Below are 18289 nucleotides of genomic sequence, written 5' to 3'. Positions count from 1 at the left end.
AGCGGGAGGCAGGCGGCCCGTCCCCCTGGTGGCGGCGCGCCTTCGGGCCCTGAAGGGGCCCGTCTTGAAGACGTAGAGAAACTTGTCAGGCACGGAGATGGGGCCACACGTAGGCCCACCTGTCACGCGGACCCGGCAGACTATTGGGCATGCTGAGCCCAGCGGCCTTCGCCGAGCAAAAACGAGAGATCTGTCGATCCGGACCGCCCAGCGAGGGTGACAACCTCCTCGGCATGGAGATCGACTTTCTCACCTGGTTAGGAGACCCGATTTACGCCGACCAGCCACACGAGCTGCTGGACGACGCCGTCGTCCAGCGAAACGAACGAGGTGAGTGGCTGATAGACGCCTCGGCGACCGCAAAGCCCGGTGTGACCGCCGGACAAGTCGAGGTAGATCTGTCCGCGGCCTGGACACAGGACCTCCAATACGAGTACCGCGAGGCGCACACACTCCTCACCGAACCGACGTCGGTCATACTGCAGGCCGTGACACAGATGGGCTCAGGCGGCCTATGGGTCACCGCACAAGTACGAGTGACGCTGTCCACTCCCTCTCCGGCCAACATCAGAGCCCAGCGACCGCGGATCGCCGCCTCATTTTCCTAGCTCACAATGTCGCAAATCAGTTGGCGGACACGTGTCGCGGATCTATTGGCGGATCACAGCCGATGCAGGCGCAGGAAGGGACTATCGCCCGGGGATGGGCAGGCGGTATGACAGTACGTAGCGCTCAGAAGATACGACGATGTCCGCCGTCTCAACTGGCCGGTCCCGCTCGTAGTACGTGCGCTCGATGACGAGCACAGGAACCCCCGGCGGCACTACCAAGGTCTCAGCCTCGTACGGTCGTGCCGCACGACCCGTAACGTCCTCTCCAACATGTGTGATGTGCACGCCGATACTGTCCATCCTGGGGATCACACCTGTGATCGGACCGCCCTCGGGATTCTCGATCAACGTGCCACCTGTGAGCGCTAGAGGCTCGAAAGACGTGGAGAGCATGACCGGTTCGCCGTCAGCCGTGAACCGATAGCTTGTGCGCATTACAGGGTCGCCTTGCTCGATGCCGAGTCGATCAGCGATGGCCTTGGAGGCGGTCGTTCGACGGCTCTGGAAGTCCCACTCTGGGATCTGTCCGCCAGCCGATGCAGCAGCCGCGAAGGGCGACGACGTCGGGCGCTCAGAGTAGAGACTTCCCAACACTCGACGCTTCGGCGGTTGGAGTGCACGGACGAACGAACCGCGCCCCTGTTGTTTGACGATCAAACCTTCAGACTTCAGGACATCTAACGCCTGCCGGACCACGATTCGAGAGACGCCGTAGTCGGCCATGAATCCTGGCTCGCTCGGCAGTTGGTCTCCAGCTTGGAGAGTGCCCTCGAAGATCTGGCTGCGGATGTCGTCTGCGATCTGCAGGTAGGCAGGACGACCCGTAAAGCCGGTCATAGCCGCAACTCCCCTCTTCTACTCATCAGGACAAGTGTCCCACCACCCCACTGTGGACTGCGGACTGAGGGTCTGCGTGTTGAGATGGAAGCCCGTTGACAGCTTGTACTACTCATTTTAAAGTGTTGCTCACAGTAGAGGTGAGCCCCACAAGGGGTGCTTACCCTGACGCCTTGAAGGGGCGATCTCATGAACCTGAACATCGACATCACGGGCAAGACGTTCACCGTCACCAAGGCTGTGGAGGAGAAGAAGGACCAGAACGGCCGGCAGAAGGCGGACAAGAACACCAACGAGCTGCTCTGGACGGTCCAGGTGATGGCGCTTGACGAGACGGGTGGCGAGGTGATCAACGTGACTCTGGCGGGCAATGCTGCCCCGAAGGTGAACGTGGGTGCCGCCGTCACGCCGGTCGAGCTGATTGCCATGCCGTGGGCTACCAACGGGCGGAACGGTGTTGCCTACAAGGCGAAGTCGCTCAACGCGCCGGGTAACGCGAAGGCCTGATCTCCACTCGCTCCGTGATTCGTGCAACTGCTCAGCAAGGGGTAGTCATGTCGCAGCCGATGGAACACCGAACCATCACCGCGAATCAGGCACGGACCGAGTACCTGGCCACGTGCAACGAGATCATCGAAATCGAACTGGTCCTTGGCTTCCTGGACCAGGCCATCACCAACAGCCTCAACACAACGGAACCCATCGTTGCGTTGAGCAACGACAAGGTCGCCATGTACGCGTCGAACGCGTTCTGGGAACTGCTCGACCTGTACCGCGAGGCCTCCAACCGTCGCCTCAACCTGTGCGCGGCCCGCGACTACACCTTCGCGGTCTGGGAGTCGGCTTCGGCCGAACCTGCTACGGCTGACACCTACGTGTCAACGCCGCTGAACAACCGCTAGAAACCAAGAACGGCCCTCGAAAGGGCCGCTCCCTGGAACCGAGACGCGAAGTCGGGCTTTTGGCCTAGGAACCTTTCCCGGCTTCGTGTCTTTCCTGACTCAACCCCCTGATCGGGAGGTCTTGTCATGCCCAAATCTACCCGTAAGCGCTCCTCCGGTCGAGTAGGCCGTCGAGGACGTGGCACCGCCACGAGTGCCGTCGAAACCATTACCTGGCCGTCGCAGTCCCTGCCGGTCGTCATCCTGCTGAGCATCTGGCGCTGGCGCTGGGAGCTGTATGCCCTGGCTGGTCTCGCCTACATCGTCATCTTCCATGGCGCGGCGATCGTTGCCTACGTCGAGTCCAACCCTCGGTGGCTCAACGCCCTACTGATCATCGTCCTGAGTGGATGGATCTTCACCGACAACCTCGCCCGGCGCTTCGTCCGCAACCGGATCTGGTGCGTCATCACCCGGCACCGCGTCCGGGCCTGCCTCACCGAAATGCGCACCCTCAACTGGTCCGGCAACCTGCCGTTCATCGTCGGGTGCTTCTCCACCAGAACCGGTCAGGTCGTCTGGCTGTTCATGCGCCCCGGCCTCTCGGCCGAAGACCTGGAAAACAAGGCCGAAACGCTGGCCTCGGCCTGCTGGGCACGCTCAGCAGTCATTGCCCGGTCAACGACCAACGCCGCACTCGTGCGGATCGACATCGACCGCCGAGACCCGCTGTCCAAGCAGCACATCGTCTCGCCGCTGCTCAACGACACCAGCGACATGCCCGAACAGGCTGTCGCAGACGACGCGGTCATGGCCTTCCTCGGCCCCGACCCCGCCTCCGAAGGGACCACCGACCAACCGCCGGCCAAAACCGGCAGCGGTGAGACCCGCACCAAAACCTCGAAGAACAAGACCACAGCGGCCGTGAACGACGGCGACACCGTGATCTTGTCAGCCAACGGAGAAGACGTGTCCGATTATGTCTAGCTTCGACCCACGACAGGTGTTCCCCCGGCGCAAGCCGGGGGCCACCCCCGCGCCAGCGAGCGCACTATCCATCTACGGCCTGGTCTATCTGGGTCTCGACGCACGCGGCAAACCCGTCTACGTCACCATCGTCTACCGCAACATCCTGATCGGCGGAGAACCCGGCGCAGGCAAGTCCGTAGCCCTGGGCAACATCGTCGCCCATGCGGCCCTGTCCACCGACGTTGATCTGATCCTGATCGACGGCAAGATCGTCGAACTGTTGCCCTACGCCCCTGTGGCAGAAGAGTTCGTCGGCAACAACATGCCCAAGGCGCTGCGTGTGCTGAAGGACCTGCAAGCCGACCTGGACGAGCGCTACCTGCACCTGGCCCGGACGGGCCGCAAGAAGATCGTTCCCGACGACGGATTCCGCGCGAAGCTCGTGGCCATCGATGAGCTGGCCTACTTCACCGTCACCGTCGGCACCAAGGAACAGCAAGAAGAGTTCCGCACCCTCGTGCGGGACATCGTCGCCCGCGGCCGCGCCGCAGGCATCATCGTCGTCGCCGCAACCCAGCGGCCCTCGGCAGACATCGTGCCCACCTCACTGCGGGACCTGTTCGGCTACCGCCTCGCATTCCGCTGCGCCACCGACTCCAGCAGCGACATCATCCTCGGCACCGGCTGGGCCTCCCAAGGTCACACCGCCGTGGACATCGCTCCCGAGTCCCTGGGTGTCGGACTGCTTCGAGCCGAAGGCGGCTTCCCTCGCCGTCTCAAGACCGCGCACCTCAAAGACCACGAAGTCAACCAACTCGTCCGTCGCGCCGCATACCTCCGGAGGGCCGCATGAACAACAACATCCGAGTCGTCCCGATCGACGGCCCCATCACCACAACAGACGAAGCCGGACTCACCGGGTGGGTCCACGACTGCGGAGCCTTCGTGTTCCGGCTCCACCATCCCGAACGCTGCGGGCAGTGCTGGTCCGCACTCCGCAACCGCCAAGCCGTCAACGGCCACTGGCAAAAGGCCTACATCAGGGAGGCGTCATGACCTTCTACGACGCCGACGGCGGCGAACGCGAAGACCGCATGATCATCGGCTACGACTTCACCGACCACTCCGTGGCCGGCATAAATCTGGCCTGCAACGGCCAGACCCCGAAGGTCGTCATCGACCTCGGAGCCAACCCGATCGAAATCGAACTCGTCACCGGCTCCGTCACCGCGATCAGCCACCTGATCGACGCCCTCTACGAAGCCCGAGCGCTCCTCGAACACCACCAGGTCGAGCACGCCACCGACAACGCTTCCTGGACCCAAGAACCGCTCTACATCCCCGGCGACTGGACGGAGGACCAGTCATGAGCGGGATTCGGTCCCTCGAGGAACTCGTCGCCAAGCATCACAAGGCCATCAGCCAGGCGTTCAAGGCTCTGCAAGACGACCTCGTCTCACACGAGCGCCACAACCGCGAGCAAGACCCGGACGACGAGGACTACCAGTACTACGTCGCCAACATCGCGGACCAGGTCTACGACCTCAAAGCCCAAGTCGAAGGAACCCTTTCGGTCTGGCATGGAAACAAATGATGCGCGCGGCAACGAAACGCCGCGTGACACGTAACTGTCAAGGACAACAGGCCATCCCGGCCGACCTCGACACCACCCCGGCCCCCGAGCCGGTGGCCAAGAAAACCCAAACGAAGAAGGCCTACCGCACACAGCGAGCCGACGACTGGGCACACACCACAGTCGGCAACCCACAGCCCTGCTTCCTCTGCGGATCTCCAGCCCTCCTGCGCGACCCCTCCAACGGCCGCGCCTGCCACATGACCTGCGCCAAAACCGAAGCCCTCGAAAGGGGAGAGCAATGGTGACCACCGACACCCTCACACCCGTCGTCCAGGTCCCCGGACAACTCGACCTGCCCCACATGCCGATCACCCCGGCACCGGCCGCGAAGCCCGCGACCACCACCAAGCTCACCGGCTTGACCAACTCCAACACCAACGCCCTCACCGGGCTCATTGGCTGGGAGGTCACCAAGACCACCGCCACCTACTCCGGCAGCCCCACGGCAGCCCTCCAGGCCGTCCAGAAGCACATGGACACCGTCCGTGCCACCGAAGGCGGCAGAGCTACTGGCTACCAGTCCCTGATCGCGGTCCGCAACAAGCTCCGCGAGTGCTCCACCGGCACCAGCCACCCCGCCGTCACCGTGACGGTCAAGCGAGCCAAGAAGGCCACGGCCAAGACCCGTACCGGGTCACCCGGTCTGTCCCCGAAGGCGCGTCTGACACGTAAGCGTCAAGACACCTACACCACCGCGCACCTGGTCGCCGCACTCGAATCGGCATGGACCGCGATCCGCACCAACCACAAAGAGGTCCCGGCCGTCGTCATCATCGTCGGCTCCGGCACCGCTACCAAGCGCCCCAAGCATGGGCACTTCGCCCCGATCCGCTGGCAGCACGGAGACAACCAACTGTCCGAAGTGCTGATCTCCGGCGAAGGACTCCAACGTCCCGTGGGAGAGGTCTTCACCACCCTCCTGCACGAAGCAGCCCACGCCCTCGGGCACGTCCGCGAGATCAAGAACACCAGCCGCCAAGGCCGCTGGCACAACGAGAAGTTCGCCGAACTCGCCAAAGAGCTCGGCCTCGACACCGCCAAGGACGACAAGCACGGCTGGTCCGTCTGCACCCTCCGCACCGAGACGACAGCCACCTACAAAGCCGTCCTGGCCGAACTCAAGTCGGCGCTCATCGCCTACCGGCATCCCGAAGTCACCGGCGGCGAATCCAAGAAGAACAACAACAACGCGGTGGCCTGCGCATGTCAGTGCCCACGCCGCATCCGCGTCGCCAAAGCAGTCCTCGAACTCGGGGAGATCACCTGCAGCGTCTGCGATTCCACCTTCGAACCCGACGAATAGTCACCAGTTCGTTGCTGGCTCCCATCTCCGGGACGAACACCCCGGAGGTGAGGGCGAACACCGAAACCCACCAACAGCCAACCGACAGAAAGGAAGCACCAGACGTGACCACCAACCAGCACCGCGCCAACCAAGACCTCGCCGCCTGGCTCATGGGCTCGATCTTCCGCGCCTTCCACTGCAACGGCTGCGGCCGGCCGATCATCGCCGCCCGCACCGAATGGCTGAACCCCGTCTACATCTGGTCGCTCACCGTCCGGATCGGAACCCCGATCGTTGCCCACTGCCCCTACATCCACTGCGACAACGGCATCACCCAGCATTCGACCGCCGTCGCATCCCACTGACCGAAAGGACACCACCATGACCGTCGACCTCAACGCCTACGCCGAACTCACCGCCCACCGCGACACCGCCACAGACACCTTCCTGTGCGACTGGGTCGCCAACGAACACCTCGGCGGCCACGACTGGTGCCCCACCGTCCTGGAACCCGGCGACGAGTACGCCCTGGTCGTCATGGGCGACACCATCGTCGGCCGCTACTGCATCGGCTGCGGCTACCACCTGTTCGGCACCCCCGAACTCGAAATCGCACCGCCCCGCATCGCCTGACACGTAACCGTCAACCACCCGAACCCACGCCAGGAAGGAGACCAACCACAGTGACCACCACCGACCACGACCCGCTGAACGTCCTGGACGGCCTCCTGGGCAGCGTCGAGATCATCTCCGAGCACAAACACACCCTCAACCCCGGACGCGCCGCCAACCCCACATCAGGGCTCGAACAAGCCATCCAGCGCGCCGCGACCACCGCCAACTACGGTGAATGGCTTGACCACACCGCCTCCGCAGGTGGCTGCGTCCGGCCGATCCAGCTACGCGGTGAAGCCCACGTCGTGTCCACCCGCACCGGGCGGATCATCTCCACCCGTCACACCGATGACATGCCCGACGGCGTCATCTACAAAGCCTGCGGCAACCGCCGCGCCGCCGTCTGCCCCTCCTGCGCGGAGATCTACCGCGGAGACACCTACCAACTCGTCCTCGCCGGACTCCAGGGTGGCAAAGGCATCCCCGCATCGGTCACCCAGCACCCTTGCGCGTTCGTCACCTTCACCGCACCTTCGTTCGGCGCTGTCCACTCCGCCCGCAAGCACCGAGGCCGCGACGGGCAACTCCGTAACCAGGTCTGCCGACCACGCCGCAACCCCGACCCCTGCCCCCACGGCATCGATCAACGCTGCCACCAGACCCACCACGACGGGGAGAAGATCCTCGGCAAACCGCTGTGCCTGGACTGCTACGACCACGACCACCAGGTCGTCTGGAACGTGTTGTCCGGCGAACTATGGCGACGCACCACCGAGCGCGTCAAGGACACCCTGCAGCGGTGGGGCAAACAGCACGGTCTCGCCGTCAAGCTGTCATTCGGCAAGGTCGCAGAAATGCAGGCTCGAGGCGTGGCCCATTTCCACGCCCTCGTCCGCCTCGATGGCATCAACCCGATTGCGCCCCACGAGATCGCCGTACCCCACGCCTCCGCCGACTTCGCACTCCTGGCCTACGCCATCCGCCGCGCCGTCGAAGGCACCCGCTTCAGGTCCCTGCCCCACCCCGACGCCCCCTACGGCTGGGAGATCGCCTGGGGCCAGCAACTCGACCTGCGCCCCGTCCGGCAGACCGTCGACGGAGTCATCACCGAAACCGCCGTCGCCGGATACCTGGCCAAGTACGCCACCAAGGCAGCCGAAGCAACCGGCCACTCATCCGCGAGGCTCACCAACTCCACCGTCCGCCGCTACGCCACCCTCGACACCCACGCCGGCCGATTGGTCGACGCCTGCTGGCGGCTCGGGCGCCCCGGCTCCGACCTGGACGAAGACGAGGCAGCCAAGAACTCCGGACGCCTGTCCTACCGGCGCCTCCAGAAGTGGGCACACATGCTCGGCTTCGGCGGCCACTTCTCCACCAAGTCCCGCCAGTACTCCACCACCCTCAAAGCCCTGCGCGAGGCACGCGCGAACTGGCGACAAGAACGCCACCGCACCGCCGACCACACCCACGACGTCGAAACCACCCTCATCGTCGGCAACTTCACCTACGCCAACACCGGCTGGCGAACCATCGGCGACGCGCTCCTAGCCAACACCGCCGCCGCCAAAGCCCGCGAACACCGGCGACTCGTCAAGGAACTGATTGCCGAGAACAACGAAGCCTGACACGTAACTGTCAACGAAGGGAGGTCCAGATGACATCACCAGAGGACGCGGGTTTGTCCGACTCGATGCGGCTGCTCGCTGAGGCAATCGCTCGGCTCGGGATCAAGGCAACTATCGGCACGGATGAGTTGCTGACGGTTGATGACCTGGCTGTCGTTCTCAAGATCCCGGCACGGACGATCAAAGACCAGCTGGCAGCCGGTTTGTTGCCTCATCACCGTTTCGGGAAGCACTACCGGTTCGACGCTGAAGACGTGAAAGAGATCCTGCAAATGACGGCACAGAGGCCAATCAATCGATCAACTCGCTCGCGGTCTGCACGAGTCGCATAGGAGACCCATCAATGGCGTACACAGAACGGCGCGGCAGAGGCTGGCGCGGTCGCTACCGACGACCTGATGGAACCTACGGTTCAACATCGGGCTTCACCACCAAGCGCGCTGCGCTCCAAGCGGCCAGCGATGAGGAGTCCCGTATTCGCCACAACACGTGGATCGATCCGCGAGTTGCCGAGATGCGCTTCGAAGACTTCGCGAACCAGTGGCATGCCGCCGTTACGGGCAGGCTCAGTGACAACACACGGGTCAAGTACCGGCGATACCTCGACAGGCAGTTGATCCCCAAATGGGGCGACTGGCCGATGATCGGGATCTTCAACAGCCACTTCGACATTGAGACATGGGTGACCCAACTGCACGGCGACTACGAAGAGTCCTCGGTCGCGTCCTACTTCGGTTGCTTCTCCACGATCATGAACGCGGCGGTCAAGGCCAAGGTGATCCCCGCCAACCCATGCTCTGGCATCCGGGTAACCGGTGGAGACTGGGAATCTGAGAAGTACGTCGCTACTCCCCTTCAGGTGCTCCGAGCAAGCATGCGGCTCTACGAAAACGAGCTCGGACTGAGCGGCTTCTTGCTGAGCCTCCTCGACGCCTATACAGGAGGACGCTGGGGCGAGTTGGCCGGCCAAACGACTCCTGAGTACGACCAGGTCAAGAAGGCCATTGCAGTCTTCGAGCCACTCAAAGAGGTCGACGGCAGACTCCTCAAAGGTGGAGCAGATGTCACCGAGCGGTCAACCGTAGAGCCCGTGGGCAGTCGCCGCCCTCGACGCGCAAAGCGCAACGCCCGAACAAAGTCCGCCGCTGGTGAGCGCTGGGTGCAACTGCCACCGACCATTGCCGCCATCTACGAACTGCATCTGGCCACGCGTCCAAGTGGTCACTCCTTCGTGTTCACCTCGCTTCAGGGGAAACCCTGGTACCGCTCGAACTTCCGGCAGCGGTTCTGGCGACCCACCTGGGATGGAGTCGACGCGGACAAGCCTTCGTCGGACCGCCATGTCCCGGCGATCCTGCCCGGCTTTCGGTTCCACGAAGGTCGGCACACCCACGCCACCTGGCTGACCGAGAACGGCATCTCTGAAGTTGCCCGCAGGGCACGACTCGGACACAAGATGAAGGGCATGGGTCGTGTCTACGACCACGTGACGCCAGAGATGGAGCGGCAGATCCTGGAGGTGCTGGAAGAGCGCTTCGTGTCCTCGGTCCTGGCCCTCGATGAGACCGAACGGGAGAAGCTCCTCGACTGGCTGCCGGTGATCAAGGACACCGTCGAGAAGGCTCAACAGGATGCCGAGATCCTCGCGGCCAAACTGGTGGGAGGCGAGCGGTTCTCCCAAATCTCTCCCACTGGCCCCGCAAACGAAAACAGGCCAGGGGGCGAGAGTGCCTCCTGACCTGCTGTTACTGCTGGTGGAGCTTAGGGGATTCGAACCCCTGACCTCTTCCATGCCATGGAAGCGCGCTACCAACTGCGCCAAAGCCCCGCGTTCTTGCGACTCCGAAAGCTTAGCGGAAGAGGGGCCTCAAAGAAAAATCGGTTCCCGTGGGGGTGGAGGTGACGAGGGACACGGGTGTTGTGGCAGAGAGTGGAGAGGTGGTTGCGGTAGTGCGGAGGCGGTGCCTGTGCCCGCCGTACGAGGTGGTGGTCGCCGTACTCGACCGCACCCTGGGGCGCGGTCTTGTCCGAGTGGTGGGGTCCGCCGACACCCACCACTGATCAAGGGGCGTCGGGTGCGCTTGGAGAGGCGGGGAGCGGCGAGGTTTGCGGGGGTTGATCAGTGGTGGGTGTCGGTGGCGCCCGGGTAGGGCGTTCGGTTACTGCTGGGGGTCGTCCGACATGACGGGCTCCGGGAGGGAGCCGGCGTTCCACTCTTCGATTCGCCAGTTGTTGTTGCGGCTGGGGAGGAGGGAGATCCAGTTGCAGTTGGAGAGGCCGCCGAAGGCGGGCCAGTGGGCCTGGGGGATGCCTAGGAAGAGGCAGACGCCTACTCGGGCTGCGAGGCCGTGGGTGGCTACTACGACGGTGTCGGAGGGGTCTGCGTCTTCTACGGCGCGCTGGAGGGCGGGGGCGAAGCGGGCTGCTACCTCTTCGACGGTTTCGCCGGCTGTGCCTCGGCGTTGGGGTTCGCCGGCGCGGATTCGGGCGGCGGCCTCGGGGTTCATGTCGGCGAGCTCGGCCATGGTGAGGCCGGCCCAGTCATCGACGTCGATCTCGCGGAGCGACTTGTCGTACTCGACGGTGAGGCCGGTGAGCGCTGCCAGTTCGGCTGCTGTCGAGGCGGCTCGCTGGAGATCGCTGGCGATCAGGCGGGTCGGGGCGAGGGACGCGAGGCGGGCCGCGGCCGCTCGGGCCTGCTCGACGCCGACCTCGTCCAGGGGGATGTCGGCCTGGCCCTGGACCTTGTCCTGGAGGTTCCACTCGGTGCGGCCGTGGCGCCAGACGATCAGGCGTCCTGCAGTCATGTCGCGTGCTCCCAGAGGTAGCGGAGCCGACCGGGCCGACCCCGAATCAAATGAACAGTCCGTACGACGAGCGCTCGCCCGCCATCAGCCCTGACGATAGTCGCGCTGCCGTCCAGCTTCGCTCCCGAGCGGCGGGCAGCCAGCTCGGTTCCGCACGGGCGAGCGCCCGCCATCAGGTCCCTGACGACGGTCGCGCCGTCGTCCAGCTCGGTTCCGTCCGACGGGCGCGCAGCTCAGCTCCGTACGACAAGCTCACCCTGTACGTCGAGCAACCACCCGACGGACAGATCGATCCCGTACGACGAGCACCCGCCCGCCGTACAGGTCGGTGCCGTACAACGACCGTACGGCGTACCAGCAGGTCAGTCCGTCGGAGCGCCCGGGACCGGGGACGGCAGGGGGATGATCGGGCAGTCGCGCCAGAGTCGCTCGAGCGAGTAGAAGCTGCGCTCCTCGTCGTGCTGGACGTGGATGACGATCTCCAGGTAGTCCAGCAGCACCCAGCGGCCCTCGCGGGCGCCCTCGCGGCGGACCGGCTTGGCGTCGAAGTCCTCGCGCAGCTTGTCCTCGATCGCGTCGACGATCGCGCGGACCTGGCGGTCGTTGGACGCCGAGGCGACCAGGAACGCGTCGGTGATCGCGAGCTGCTCGGAGACGTCGAACGCGAGCACGTTCTCGGCCTTCTTGTCGTGGGCTGCCTCGGCTGCCGCGGTGAGCAGCTCGACGGCACGTTCGGAGGCAGGCATAGATTCCTTCTAGTGGTTGGTGTAGAGGTCGCGCTTGGCGATGTACTGGACGATCCCGTCCGGGACCAGGTACCAGGTCGGGTTGCCCTTGGCGACCCGGGCCCGGCACTCGGTCGACGAGATGGCCAGCGCGGGCACCTCGAGCAAAGTGATCCGGTCCATCGGGAGCCGGTCGAGCGGGAGCTCGGTCGCCTCGGTCCCCGGCCGGGTGCAGCCCACGAACTGGGCCAGTTTGAACATCTCGTCGACGTCGCGCCAGGTGAGGATCTGGGCCAGCGCGTCGGCGCCGGTGATGAAGAACAGCTCGGCGTCGGGGTAGAGCCGGGACAGGTCGCGCAGCGTGTCGATCGTGTACGTCGGGCCCGGCCGGTCGATGTCGACCCGGCTGACCGAGAACCGTGGGTTCGAGGCGGTCGCGATGACCGTCATCAGGTACCGATCCTCGGGCGGCGAGACGGCCCGGTCGGTCTTCTGCCAGGGCTGGCCGGTCGGGACGAAGATCACCTCGTCCAGGTCGAAGTACGCCTGCACCTCGCTCGCGGCCACCAGGTGGCCGTGGTGGATCGGGTCGAACGTTCCGCCCATGACGCCGAGGCGCCGGACCCGCTCCGGGGAGTTCACGTCAGCTCGATCCGCCGCCTAGCTGTGCGGCCGGCCCTTGCCCATGATCACGGTCAGCGCCAGCAGGGCGACCAGCACGAACAGGGCGAACCCGCCGTACCACCACGGCGAGATGTGCGACGCCTCGCCGGCGGCTTCGGACAGCGGCGCCAGCTGGGGCAGGAGTTGAAGAGCCATGGGCAGAGCCTATCTCGCCCCACCCCCAAGAAGCGCGACCGGTCGGCCCCCGAGGGCCTGCCGGTCGCGCGGGTGGGTCAGTGCTTGCGGGTCAGCAGCCGGCGCAGAGCCGACGGACGCGAGGCGACACGGTTGTGCAGCTCGGCGACGCGACGGAGCTCGTAGATGTGGGCACGGGCGACTTCGGGGGTGATCATGATTCCTTCACAGGGTTGTTGTGCAGTCGGAGGGGCATCCCCGACTAGTTGAAATTGTACGTCGTACACTCGGCGAACACAAACGAATTAAAGGCAGATCAGACGATCTCCCTACGAATCTGCGGTTAACGGGAGGATTCATGGACGTGATCGATCGACAGCTGGTCGAGGCCCTGCGGGCCAACGGCCGGTCCAGCTGGGCCGAGCTCGGCCGGGTCGTCGGGCTGTCCGGCCCGAGCGTCCAGGAGCGGGTGAAGCGGCTCGAGGAGCGCGGCGTCCTGCTCGGCTACCGCGCGGTGGTCGCGCCGGACCAGGTCGGGCTCGGGACGAGCGCGCTGATCGGGCTGTTCCAGCGCGACGACGTGGAGACCGACGACATCGTCGACGGCGTCCGCGAGATCGAGGCGGTCGAGGACTGCTGGTTCGTCGCCGGGGACCAGGAACTGGTGGTCAAGGTGCGCGTCGCCGACGTCACCCAGCTGGAGGCGGTCGTCGGCCAGCTCCGCCGGGTCAACGGCGTGGTCAGGACCCGGACGACTGTCGTCCTGTCGACCCGCTGGGAAGCACGGCCCGCTCCCCTGCCGCAGTGACGGCTGCGGCCGCTGCCAGAGCCAGTACGGCGGCCGCTGGGTACAGGAGCGCCGGCACGTGCTCGTACGCCGTACCGCCGAGTGCCGGCGCCAGGAACATCCCGCTGATCGACGCAGCGGCGTACAGGCTGCTGTAGCGGCCGACCATCCCCTCTGGCGCAGCGTCGGCCACGTGAGCAGTCGCAGTCGGTTTGTAGAGCATCTCCCCCGCGGTGATCACCGCTACCGCTACAGCGGCGCCGACGAGCGCCGGCCACACTCCCAGCACCGCCAGGCCCAGTCCGACGAGCAGGAAGCCCACTGCGATCACCCGGCGAGCCTGGTGGCCCGCCAGCCGCACTGCCAGCGGCGCCTCGAGCAGGACGATCACTACCGAGCTCAGCCCGATCAGTACGCCGTACGCGACCGCTGGCGAGCCGGTGTCTCGCAGCAGCAGGGGCATTGTCGCGAAGAGCTGCCGGTACGCCGTGTCGACCACGACGATCGCAGCGAGCAGTACGACGGTTGGCCTGTCCTGCCTCAGCGCCCGCCAGACACCGGTGGCCTGCCGCGCCACGACACGTGCCGCTGGTGGGACCCAGCGCCAGACCACGACCGCCAGGACCAGACTGCTCACCGCGTCGACCACGAAGACCAGCGAGAAGTTGTACGCCGCCAGCAGGCCGCCCAGCGGAGGGCCAATGGTGAAGCCCGCGTTGCTGGCGGTCCGCGACAGCGCGATCCCTTCTCGTCGCCGGTCGGCGGGCATGGCGGTCGCGACGAGCGCACTGAGGTTGGGGCGACTCGCTCCACCACAGAGCCCGGCAATGACGGCTGTGACGGCCAGGGCGCTGTTGGGGACGACTGGCATCGCCAGGCAGGCCGCTGCCCAGGTCAGCTGGCTGCCGATCGCCGCCGTACGGAGTCCGAACCGATCGCCGACCCAGCCGCCGCCGAGGTTGCCGCCGAGCAGGCCGACGCCGTACGCCGCTGCGGCGAACCCGGCCTGCTGGGCGCTCAGGCCGCGGTCGTCGACGAGGTAGAGGGTGAGGTAGATCCAGGCCAGCGCGCCGGCGGAGCTGACCAGCTGGCCTAGCATCACGGCTTTGAGCCAGCCGGGGAGATCGGCGATGCGGCGCCAGAAATTCATCCTTCTCCCCTTTACGTTCGCTGAGTTCCTGGCGGGAACCTACTCGGCCGACTAAGTTGGGCGCAACAGGATTCGGAGTCGGCTGTTGGCCGGCGAGCGACTGCGGTGAGGGAGGACGACAGGTGCGGCGGAGCAGTTTCTCACCTGAGCCGGACTGTGCGGTCGCGCAGTCGCTCGCGGTCGTCGGCGACCCCTGGGAGCTGCTGATCGTGCGCGACCTCGCCCGCGGGCTCGACCGCTTCGACCTGCTCGCCGACTCGCTGCGCATCTCGCGCAAGGTGCTGACCGAGCGGCTGGTCGGGCTCATGGACAGCGGGGTCGTCGAGCGTACGGCGTACCAGGAACGGCCGACTCGCTACACCTACCGGCTGACTCCGCGCGGCCAGGCGCTGCTCCCGGTGCTGGTCGCACTGCAGGACTGGGGCGACCGCTGGCTTCTCGGCGACGGGGAGCTCAGCGGCACCAACGAGCCCACCGAAGCACCGGCTCAGCGTTTGCACGAGCTCGTCGGCCGCCGGATCCCCACAGGATTGTTGCTTTCAGCAACCACCGGGTCGCCGAAAGATGTAGTCGACAACGACGCGCGGGCCACGGTGGTGTTCGGCTTTCCCGCGACCGGCCGGCCGACGCCGCTGCCCGACGAGTGGTCGACCATCGCCGGCACCCGCGGATGCACGCTGGAGAACAAGCTCTTCACCGAGCGGTACAACGAATTCCGCGCCGCCGGCATCGCCGTCCACGGCGTGAGCACGCAACGCCCCGACGAGCAGCTCGCGTTCGCCGAGCTGGAGCAGATCGCCCAGCCGCTGCTCTCCGACACCGACCTCACGCTGACCGCGGCCCTGCGCCTGCCGACCTTCCGCGCCGGCGGGCTGGAACGCCTCAAGCGGTTCGTGCTCGTCGTCGGCGCGGACCGCGAGATCCGCGCGGTTCGCTACCCGGTCACTGACATCCCCGACGCGGTCAGCTGGGCGTTGAGCACCGCATGATCGAGATCTGGTGGGCACGGCTCAGCACCCAACGCATCGATCGCGGCTGGATCGCCGATCTCGACCCGTCGGAGCGCGAGCGGCTGGCCGCGTACAAGCGTCAGGAGGACCGGGACCGCTTCCTGCTCGGCTGCACGATCGTCCGTCGCCTGCTCGCCCGGCGCCAACAGTTGCCCTCAGCAAGTATCCGCCTGGATCGGCGCTGCCCCGACTGCGGCCGGCCACACGGCAAGGTCCGGGCCGGGGGCGCTGAACTCTCGATCACCCACTCCGGCGATCTGGTCGGCGTGGCCTTTCATCCCAGTACGCCGATCGGCCTCGACGTCGAGCTCGTCAACCCCGCGGTGGATGCCATCGCGCTGGCCCGGGTGAGCCTCGCTCCGGCGGAGACCGATGACCTCGTACGCCGCCCGCCCGCTGAACGCGCAGCCGCCTTCACGACGTACTGGACACGCAAGGAAGCCGCGATCAAGGCCACCGGCGACGGCATCCGAGCCGACCTCACCAAGCTGGTCGTCAGCCCTCCCGACCAGCCCGCCGCGGTCGTGAGTTGGCCGGACCACACCGGCCCGATCCAGCTGATCGACGTCGCCTCAGCCCCTGATCACCGGGCCGCCCTCGCCGCGCTCACGGCTGACCCGATCGAGGTCAGCCTCCAGGACGCAGCCGAACTGCTCACCGCTTGATCCACAGCAGTACGCGGCCTCCCACCACTCACCAACCACGCTTGCGCCGTGCACCCCACTCCCACCGAAGCCGGGTTGCTGCGTGGTGGAGATACGGCGCGACCCCTCCCGCCCAAGATGAGCCCCATCGCCAGTCCAGTGGACCGACGCCCACCACCGTTCAACCCCGCCGCCAGTCCACACTCCACGTTCAGCCCCACCCACCGGAGCGGCTTGGACGGTGGTGGCCGTCGGCATCGCGACTCCCCAAGCTCCCGGGCCAGCCGACGACCATCCGCCCGCGCCGACGGACGCTCCCGCGCCGGGCCGACTGCCCCCGGCGGGAGGCAGGTGCCCGCCGGGCGTTCGGTCGGGCTTCAGTGGCCAAACCCGCGCGACCGTCGGCAGGCCAACGCCCACCACTGATCAACCCCGTCGTCAGGGCACACTCCACGCTCAGCCGCACCCGCTCAGGCAGGGTTAGTCAGTGGTGGGCGTCGGTGGCATGGCCCCACAGCCACGCCCGAGCCCGGCCAGGCAACATGCGCTGCCCGCGCCGGCCAACCCTGCGCCGGATCCACCGCCCCTGGAGCCGCAGCGATCACCTGCTCCAGCGGACCGCTCGGCCCGCCGACCTGCTCAGGTCCTGATCTGCCCCTCGCCGATCACCACGTACTTCGTCGACGTCATCTCCGGCAGTCCCATCGGACCGCGCGCGTGCAGCTTCTGGGTCGAGATCCCGATCTCCGCGCCGAAGCCGTACTCACCACCGTCGGTGAACCGCGTGCTGGCGTTGACGACCACTGCCGCCGAGTCGACCGCCTGGACGAACCGGCGCGACGCCGCCTGCGACTTGGTGATGATCGCGTCGGTGTGGCTGGAGCTGTACTTGCGGATGTGCTCGACCGCCGCCTCCAGCGAGTCGACGACAGCGGCCGACAGCTCCAGGCCGTGGTACTCCGCCGCGTAGTCCTCGTCCGTGGCCGGCTGGATATCCTTGCCTGCAGCAACCACCTTCGGGTCGCCGTGCACCGTGACACCCGCCTCGGCCAGCGCCGGCAGCGCCTTCGCCAGGAACTCGTCCGCCACCGACGCGTGCACCAGCAGCGATTCCGCCGCGTTGCACACACTCGGCCGCTGGATCTTGGAGTTCATCAGGATCGTCAGCGCGAGGTCCAGGTCCGCGTCCGCGTCGACGTACACGTGACAGTTACCGACGCCGGTCTCGATCACCGGCACGGTCGACTCGGTGACCACAGTCTGGATCAGTCCCGCACCACCGCGCGGAATCAGTACGTCGACCAGCCCGCGCGCCTGCATCAGCTCCTTGACCGCGGCCCGGTCCCCCGGCACGCCCTGGATCACGTCCGCCGGCAGGCCGGCCTCGACCACGGCATCCCGCAGTACGGCGATGATCTCCTCGTTCGACGACGCCGCCGAGGAGGACCCGCGCAGCAGCACCGCGTTCCCCGACTTGAGGCAGATCCCCGCCGCGTCGGCGGTCACGTTCGGGCGCGCCTCGTAGATGATCCCGACGACGCCGAACGGCACGCGAACCTGCTTGAGCTCCAGCCCGTTCGGCAGGTTGTACCCGCGGACGACCTCGCCCACCGGATCCACCAGCCCCGCCAACTGCTCCAGCCCCGCGGCCATCGCGTCCACGCGTCCCGGGTCGAGCGCCAGGCGGTCAACCGTCGACTCCGCCGTACCGGCCTCGCGTGCCGCCGCGACATCCTTCGCGTTGGCCGTCACGATCCGCTCGGTGTTCGCCCGCAACGCCGCGGCCATCGTGTGCAACGCCGCGTCCTTCGTCGCCCGCGAAGCCGCCGCCAACGAGTACGAAGCCTCCCGCGCCTGCCGGCACAGCTGGATGATCTCACTCATCCCTTCATCGTAGGCCGCCGAG

Annotated in this window: 24 protein-coding genes and 1 tRNA gene; 17 read left to right on the top strand and 8 right to left on the bottom strand. The window is 66.4% G+C overall.

Features of this window, described 5'->3' with window-relative positions:
• The first annotated feature begins 149 nt into the window (after window positions 1-149).
• Complete coding sequence (locus tag ACYVIO_RS18635) at window positions 150-608, top strand: hypothetical protein (RefSeq protein ID WP_460652040.1); 459 nt, start codon at window positions 150-152, stop codon at window positions 606-608.
• An 81-nt stretch (window positions 609-689) separates the two neighbouring features.
• On the opposite strand, the gene ACYVIO_RS18630 is transcribed toward ACYVIO_RS18635, so the two are convergent.
• Window positions 690-1448, bottom strand: a complete 759-nt coding sequence (locus tag ACYVIO_RS18630; protein ID WP_460652039.1) for a GntR family transcriptional regulator — start codon at window positions 1446-1448, stop codon at window positions 690-692.
• Window positions 1449-1637: 189 nt separating this feature from the next.
• On the opposite strand from ACYVIO_RS18630, the gene ACYVIO_RS18625 reads away from it, so the two are divergent.
• The 13 genes from ACYVIO_RS18625 to ACYVIO_RS18565 all read left to right on the top strand — a co-directional run bounded on the left by ACYVIO_RS18625 (window position 1638) and on the right by ACYVIO_RS18565 (window position 10200).
• The gene (locus tag ACYVIO_RS18625; protein ID WP_460652038.1) at window positions 1638-1955 is read left to right on the top strand and encodes a hypothetical protein; all 318 of its coding nucleotides are present in this window, start codon (window positions 1638-1640) and stop codon (window positions 1953-1955) included.
• Window positions 1956-2002: 47 nt separating this feature from the next.
• Window positions 2003-2350: a hypothetical protein gene (locus tag ACYVIO_RS18620; RefSeq protein WP_460652037.1), complete on the top strand. Its 348-nt coding sequence runs from the start codon at window positions 2003-2005 to the stop codon at window positions 2348-2350.
• A gap of 126 nt (window positions 2351-2476) precedes the next feature.
• Complete coding sequence (locus ACYVIO_RS18615; protein ID WP_460652036.1) at window positions 2477-3316, top strand: hypothetical protein; 840 nt, start codon at window positions 2477-2479, stop codon at window positions 3314-3316.
• Window positions 3309-4151 carry an FtsK/SpoIIIE domain-containing protein gene (locus ACYVIO_RS18610; RefSeq protein WP_460652035.1) on the top strand — a complete coding sequence of 281 codons (843 nt, stop codon included), beginning with the start codon at window positions 3309-3311 and terminating at the stop codon, window positions 4149-4151. The genes ACYVIO_RS18615 and ACYVIO_RS18610 overlap by 8 nt, the downstream gene beginning before the upstream one ends.
• On the top strand, window positions 4148-4354 hold the full coding sequence (locus ACYVIO_RS18605) for a hypothetical protein (protein ID WP_460652034.1): 207 nt from the start codon (window positions 4148-4150) through the stop codon (window positions 4352-4354). The genes ACYVIO_RS18610 and ACYVIO_RS18605 overlap by 4 nt, the downstream gene beginning before the upstream one ends.
• Complete coding sequence (locus tag ACYVIO_RS18600; RefSeq protein WP_460652033.1) at window positions 4351-4668, top strand: hypothetical protein; 318 nt, start codon at window positions 4351-4353, stop codon at window positions 4666-4668. The genes ACYVIO_RS18605 and ACYVIO_RS18600 overlap by 4 nt, the downstream gene beginning before the upstream one ends.
• The gene (locus ACYVIO_RS18595; RefSeq protein ID WP_460652032.1) at window positions 4665-4892 is read left to right on the top strand and encodes a hypothetical protein; all 228 of its coding nucleotides are present in this window, start codon (window positions 4665-4667) and stop codon (window positions 4890-4892) included. The genes ACYVIO_RS18600 and ACYVIO_RS18595 overlap by 4 nt, the downstream gene beginning before the upstream one ends.
• 280 nt (window positions 4893-5172) lie before the next feature.
• Window positions 5173-6237, top strand: a complete 1065-nt coding sequence (locus tag ACYVIO_RS18590; protein ID WP_460652031.1) for a hypothetical protein — start codon at window positions 5173-5175, stop codon at window positions 6235-6237.
• A gap of 104 nt (window positions 6238-6341) precedes the next feature.
• On the top strand, window positions 6342-6584 hold the full coding sequence (locus ACYVIO_RS18585) for a hypothetical protein (protein WP_460652030.1): 243 nt from the start codon (window positions 6342-6344) through the stop codon (window positions 6582-6584).
• 16 nt (window positions 6585-6600) lie between these two features.
• Complete coding sequence (locus tag ACYVIO_RS18580; RefSeq protein WP_460652029.1) at window positions 6601-6852, top strand: hypothetical protein; 252 nt, start codon at window positions 6601-6603, stop codon at window positions 6850-6852.
• Window positions 6853-6902: 50 nt separating this feature from the next.
• The gene (locus ACYVIO_RS18575; RefSeq protein ID WP_460652028.1) at window positions 6903-8462 is read left to right on the top strand and encodes a replication initiator; all 1560 of its coding nucleotides are present in this window, start codon (window positions 6903-6905) and stop codon (window positions 8460-8462) included.
• A 29-nt stretch (window positions 8463-8491) separates the two neighbouring features.
• Window positions 8492-8794 carry a helix-turn-helix domain-containing protein gene (locus ACYVIO_RS18570; protein WP_460652027.1) on the top strand — a complete coding sequence of 101 codons (303 nt, stop codon included), beginning with the start codon at window positions 8492-8494 and terminating at the stop codon, window positions 8792-8794.
• An 11-nt stretch (window positions 8795-8805) separates the two neighbouring features.
• Window positions 8806-10200 carry a tyrosine-type recombinase/integrase gene (locus ACYVIO_RS18565; protein ID WP_460652026.1) on the top strand — a complete coding sequence of 465 codons (1395 nt, stop codon included), beginning with the start codon at window positions 8806-8808 and terminating at the stop codon, window positions 10198-10200.
• Window positions 10201-10214: 14 nt separating this feature from the next.
• On the opposite strand, the gene ACYVIO_RS18560 is transcribed toward ACYVIO_RS18565, so the two are convergent.
• From ACYVIO_RS18560 to ACYVIO_RS18540, 5 genes are all read right to left on the bottom strand, one after another.
• Window positions 10215-10290, bottom strand: a tRNA-Ala gene (locus tag ACYVIO_RS18560).
• Between the two features lie 331 nt (window positions 10291-10621).
• Window positions 10622-11269 carry a histidine phosphatase family protein gene (locus ACYVIO_RS18555; protein WP_460652025.1) on the bottom strand — a complete coding sequence of 216 codons (648 nt, stop codon included), beginning with the start codon at window positions 11267-11269 and terminating at the stop codon, window positions 10622-10624.
• Window positions 11270-11631: 362 nt separating this feature from the next.
• Complete coding sequence (gene rsfS, locus ACYVIO_RS18550) at window positions 11632-12015, bottom strand: ribosome silencing factor (protein WP_460652024.1); 384 nt, start codon at window positions 12013-12015, stop codon at window positions 11632-11634.
• Between the two features lie 9 nt (window positions 12016-12024).
• On the bottom strand, window positions 12025-12636 hold the full coding sequence (nadD, locus tag ACYVIO_RS18545; RefSeq protein ID WP_184793479.1) for a nicotinate-nucleotide adenylyltransferase: 612 nt from the start codon (window positions 12634-12636) through the stop codon (window positions 12025-12027).
• Between the two features lie 18 nt (window positions 12637-12654).
• The gene (locus ACYVIO_RS18540) at window positions 12655-12813 is read right to left on the bottom strand and encodes a hypothetical protein (RefSeq protein WP_184793478.1); all 159 of its coding nucleotides are present in this window, start codon (window positions 12811-12813) and stop codon (window positions 12655-12657) included.
• Window positions 12814-13150: 337 nt separating this feature from the next.
• Here ACYVIO_RS18540 and ACYVIO_RS18535 point away from each other — a divergent pair, with 337 nt between their 5' ends.
• Window positions 13151-13600: an Lrp/AsnC family transcriptional regulator gene (locus tag ACYVIO_RS18535; protein WP_363676032.1), complete on the top strand. Its 450-nt coding sequence runs from the start codon at window positions 13151-13153 to the stop codon at window positions 13598-13600.
• On the opposite strand, the gene ACYVIO_RS18530 is transcribed toward ACYVIO_RS18535, so the two are convergent.
• The gene (locus ACYVIO_RS18530) at window positions 13533-14729 is read right to left on the bottom strand and encodes an MFS transporter (RefSeq protein WP_460652023.1); all 1197 of its coding nucleotides are present in this window, start codon (window positions 14727-14729) and stop codon (window positions 13533-13535) included. The genes ACYVIO_RS18535 and ACYVIO_RS18530 overlap by 68 nt on opposite strands.
• A 122-nt stretch (window positions 14730-14851) precedes the next feature.
• On the opposite strand from ACYVIO_RS18530, the gene ACYVIO_RS18525 reads away from it, so the two are divergent.
• Both ACYVIO_RS18525 and ACYVIO_RS18520 read left to right on the top strand, forming a co-directional pair.
• Window positions 14852-15718: a winged helix-turn-helix transcriptional regulator gene (locus ACYVIO_RS18525; protein WP_460652022.1), complete on the top strand. Its 867-nt coding sequence runs from the start codon at window positions 14852-14854 to the stop codon at window positions 15716-15718.
• Complete coding sequence (locus ACYVIO_RS18520; RefSeq protein ID WP_460652021.1) at window positions 15715-16404, top strand: 4'-phosphopantetheinyl transferase family protein; 690 nt, start codon at window positions 15715-15717, stop codon at window positions 16402-16404. Before ACYVIO_RS18525 ends, ACYVIO_RS18520 begins: the two co-directional genes overlap by 4 nt.
• 618 nt (window positions 16405-17022) lie before the next feature.
• On the opposite strand, the gene ACYVIO_RS18515 is transcribed toward ACYVIO_RS18520, so the two are convergent.
• Complete coding sequence (locus tag ACYVIO_RS18515; protein WP_460652020.1) at window positions 17023-18267, bottom strand: glutamate-5-semialdehyde dehydrogenase; 1245 nt, start codon at window positions 18265-18267, stop codon at window positions 17023-17025.
• Between the last annotated feature and the right edge of the window lie 22 nt (window positions 18268-18289).

The sequence above is a fragment of the Kribbella endophytica genome (assembly GCF_054781295.1).
This window is presented reverse-complemented; position numbering and strand designations above follow the sequence as displayed.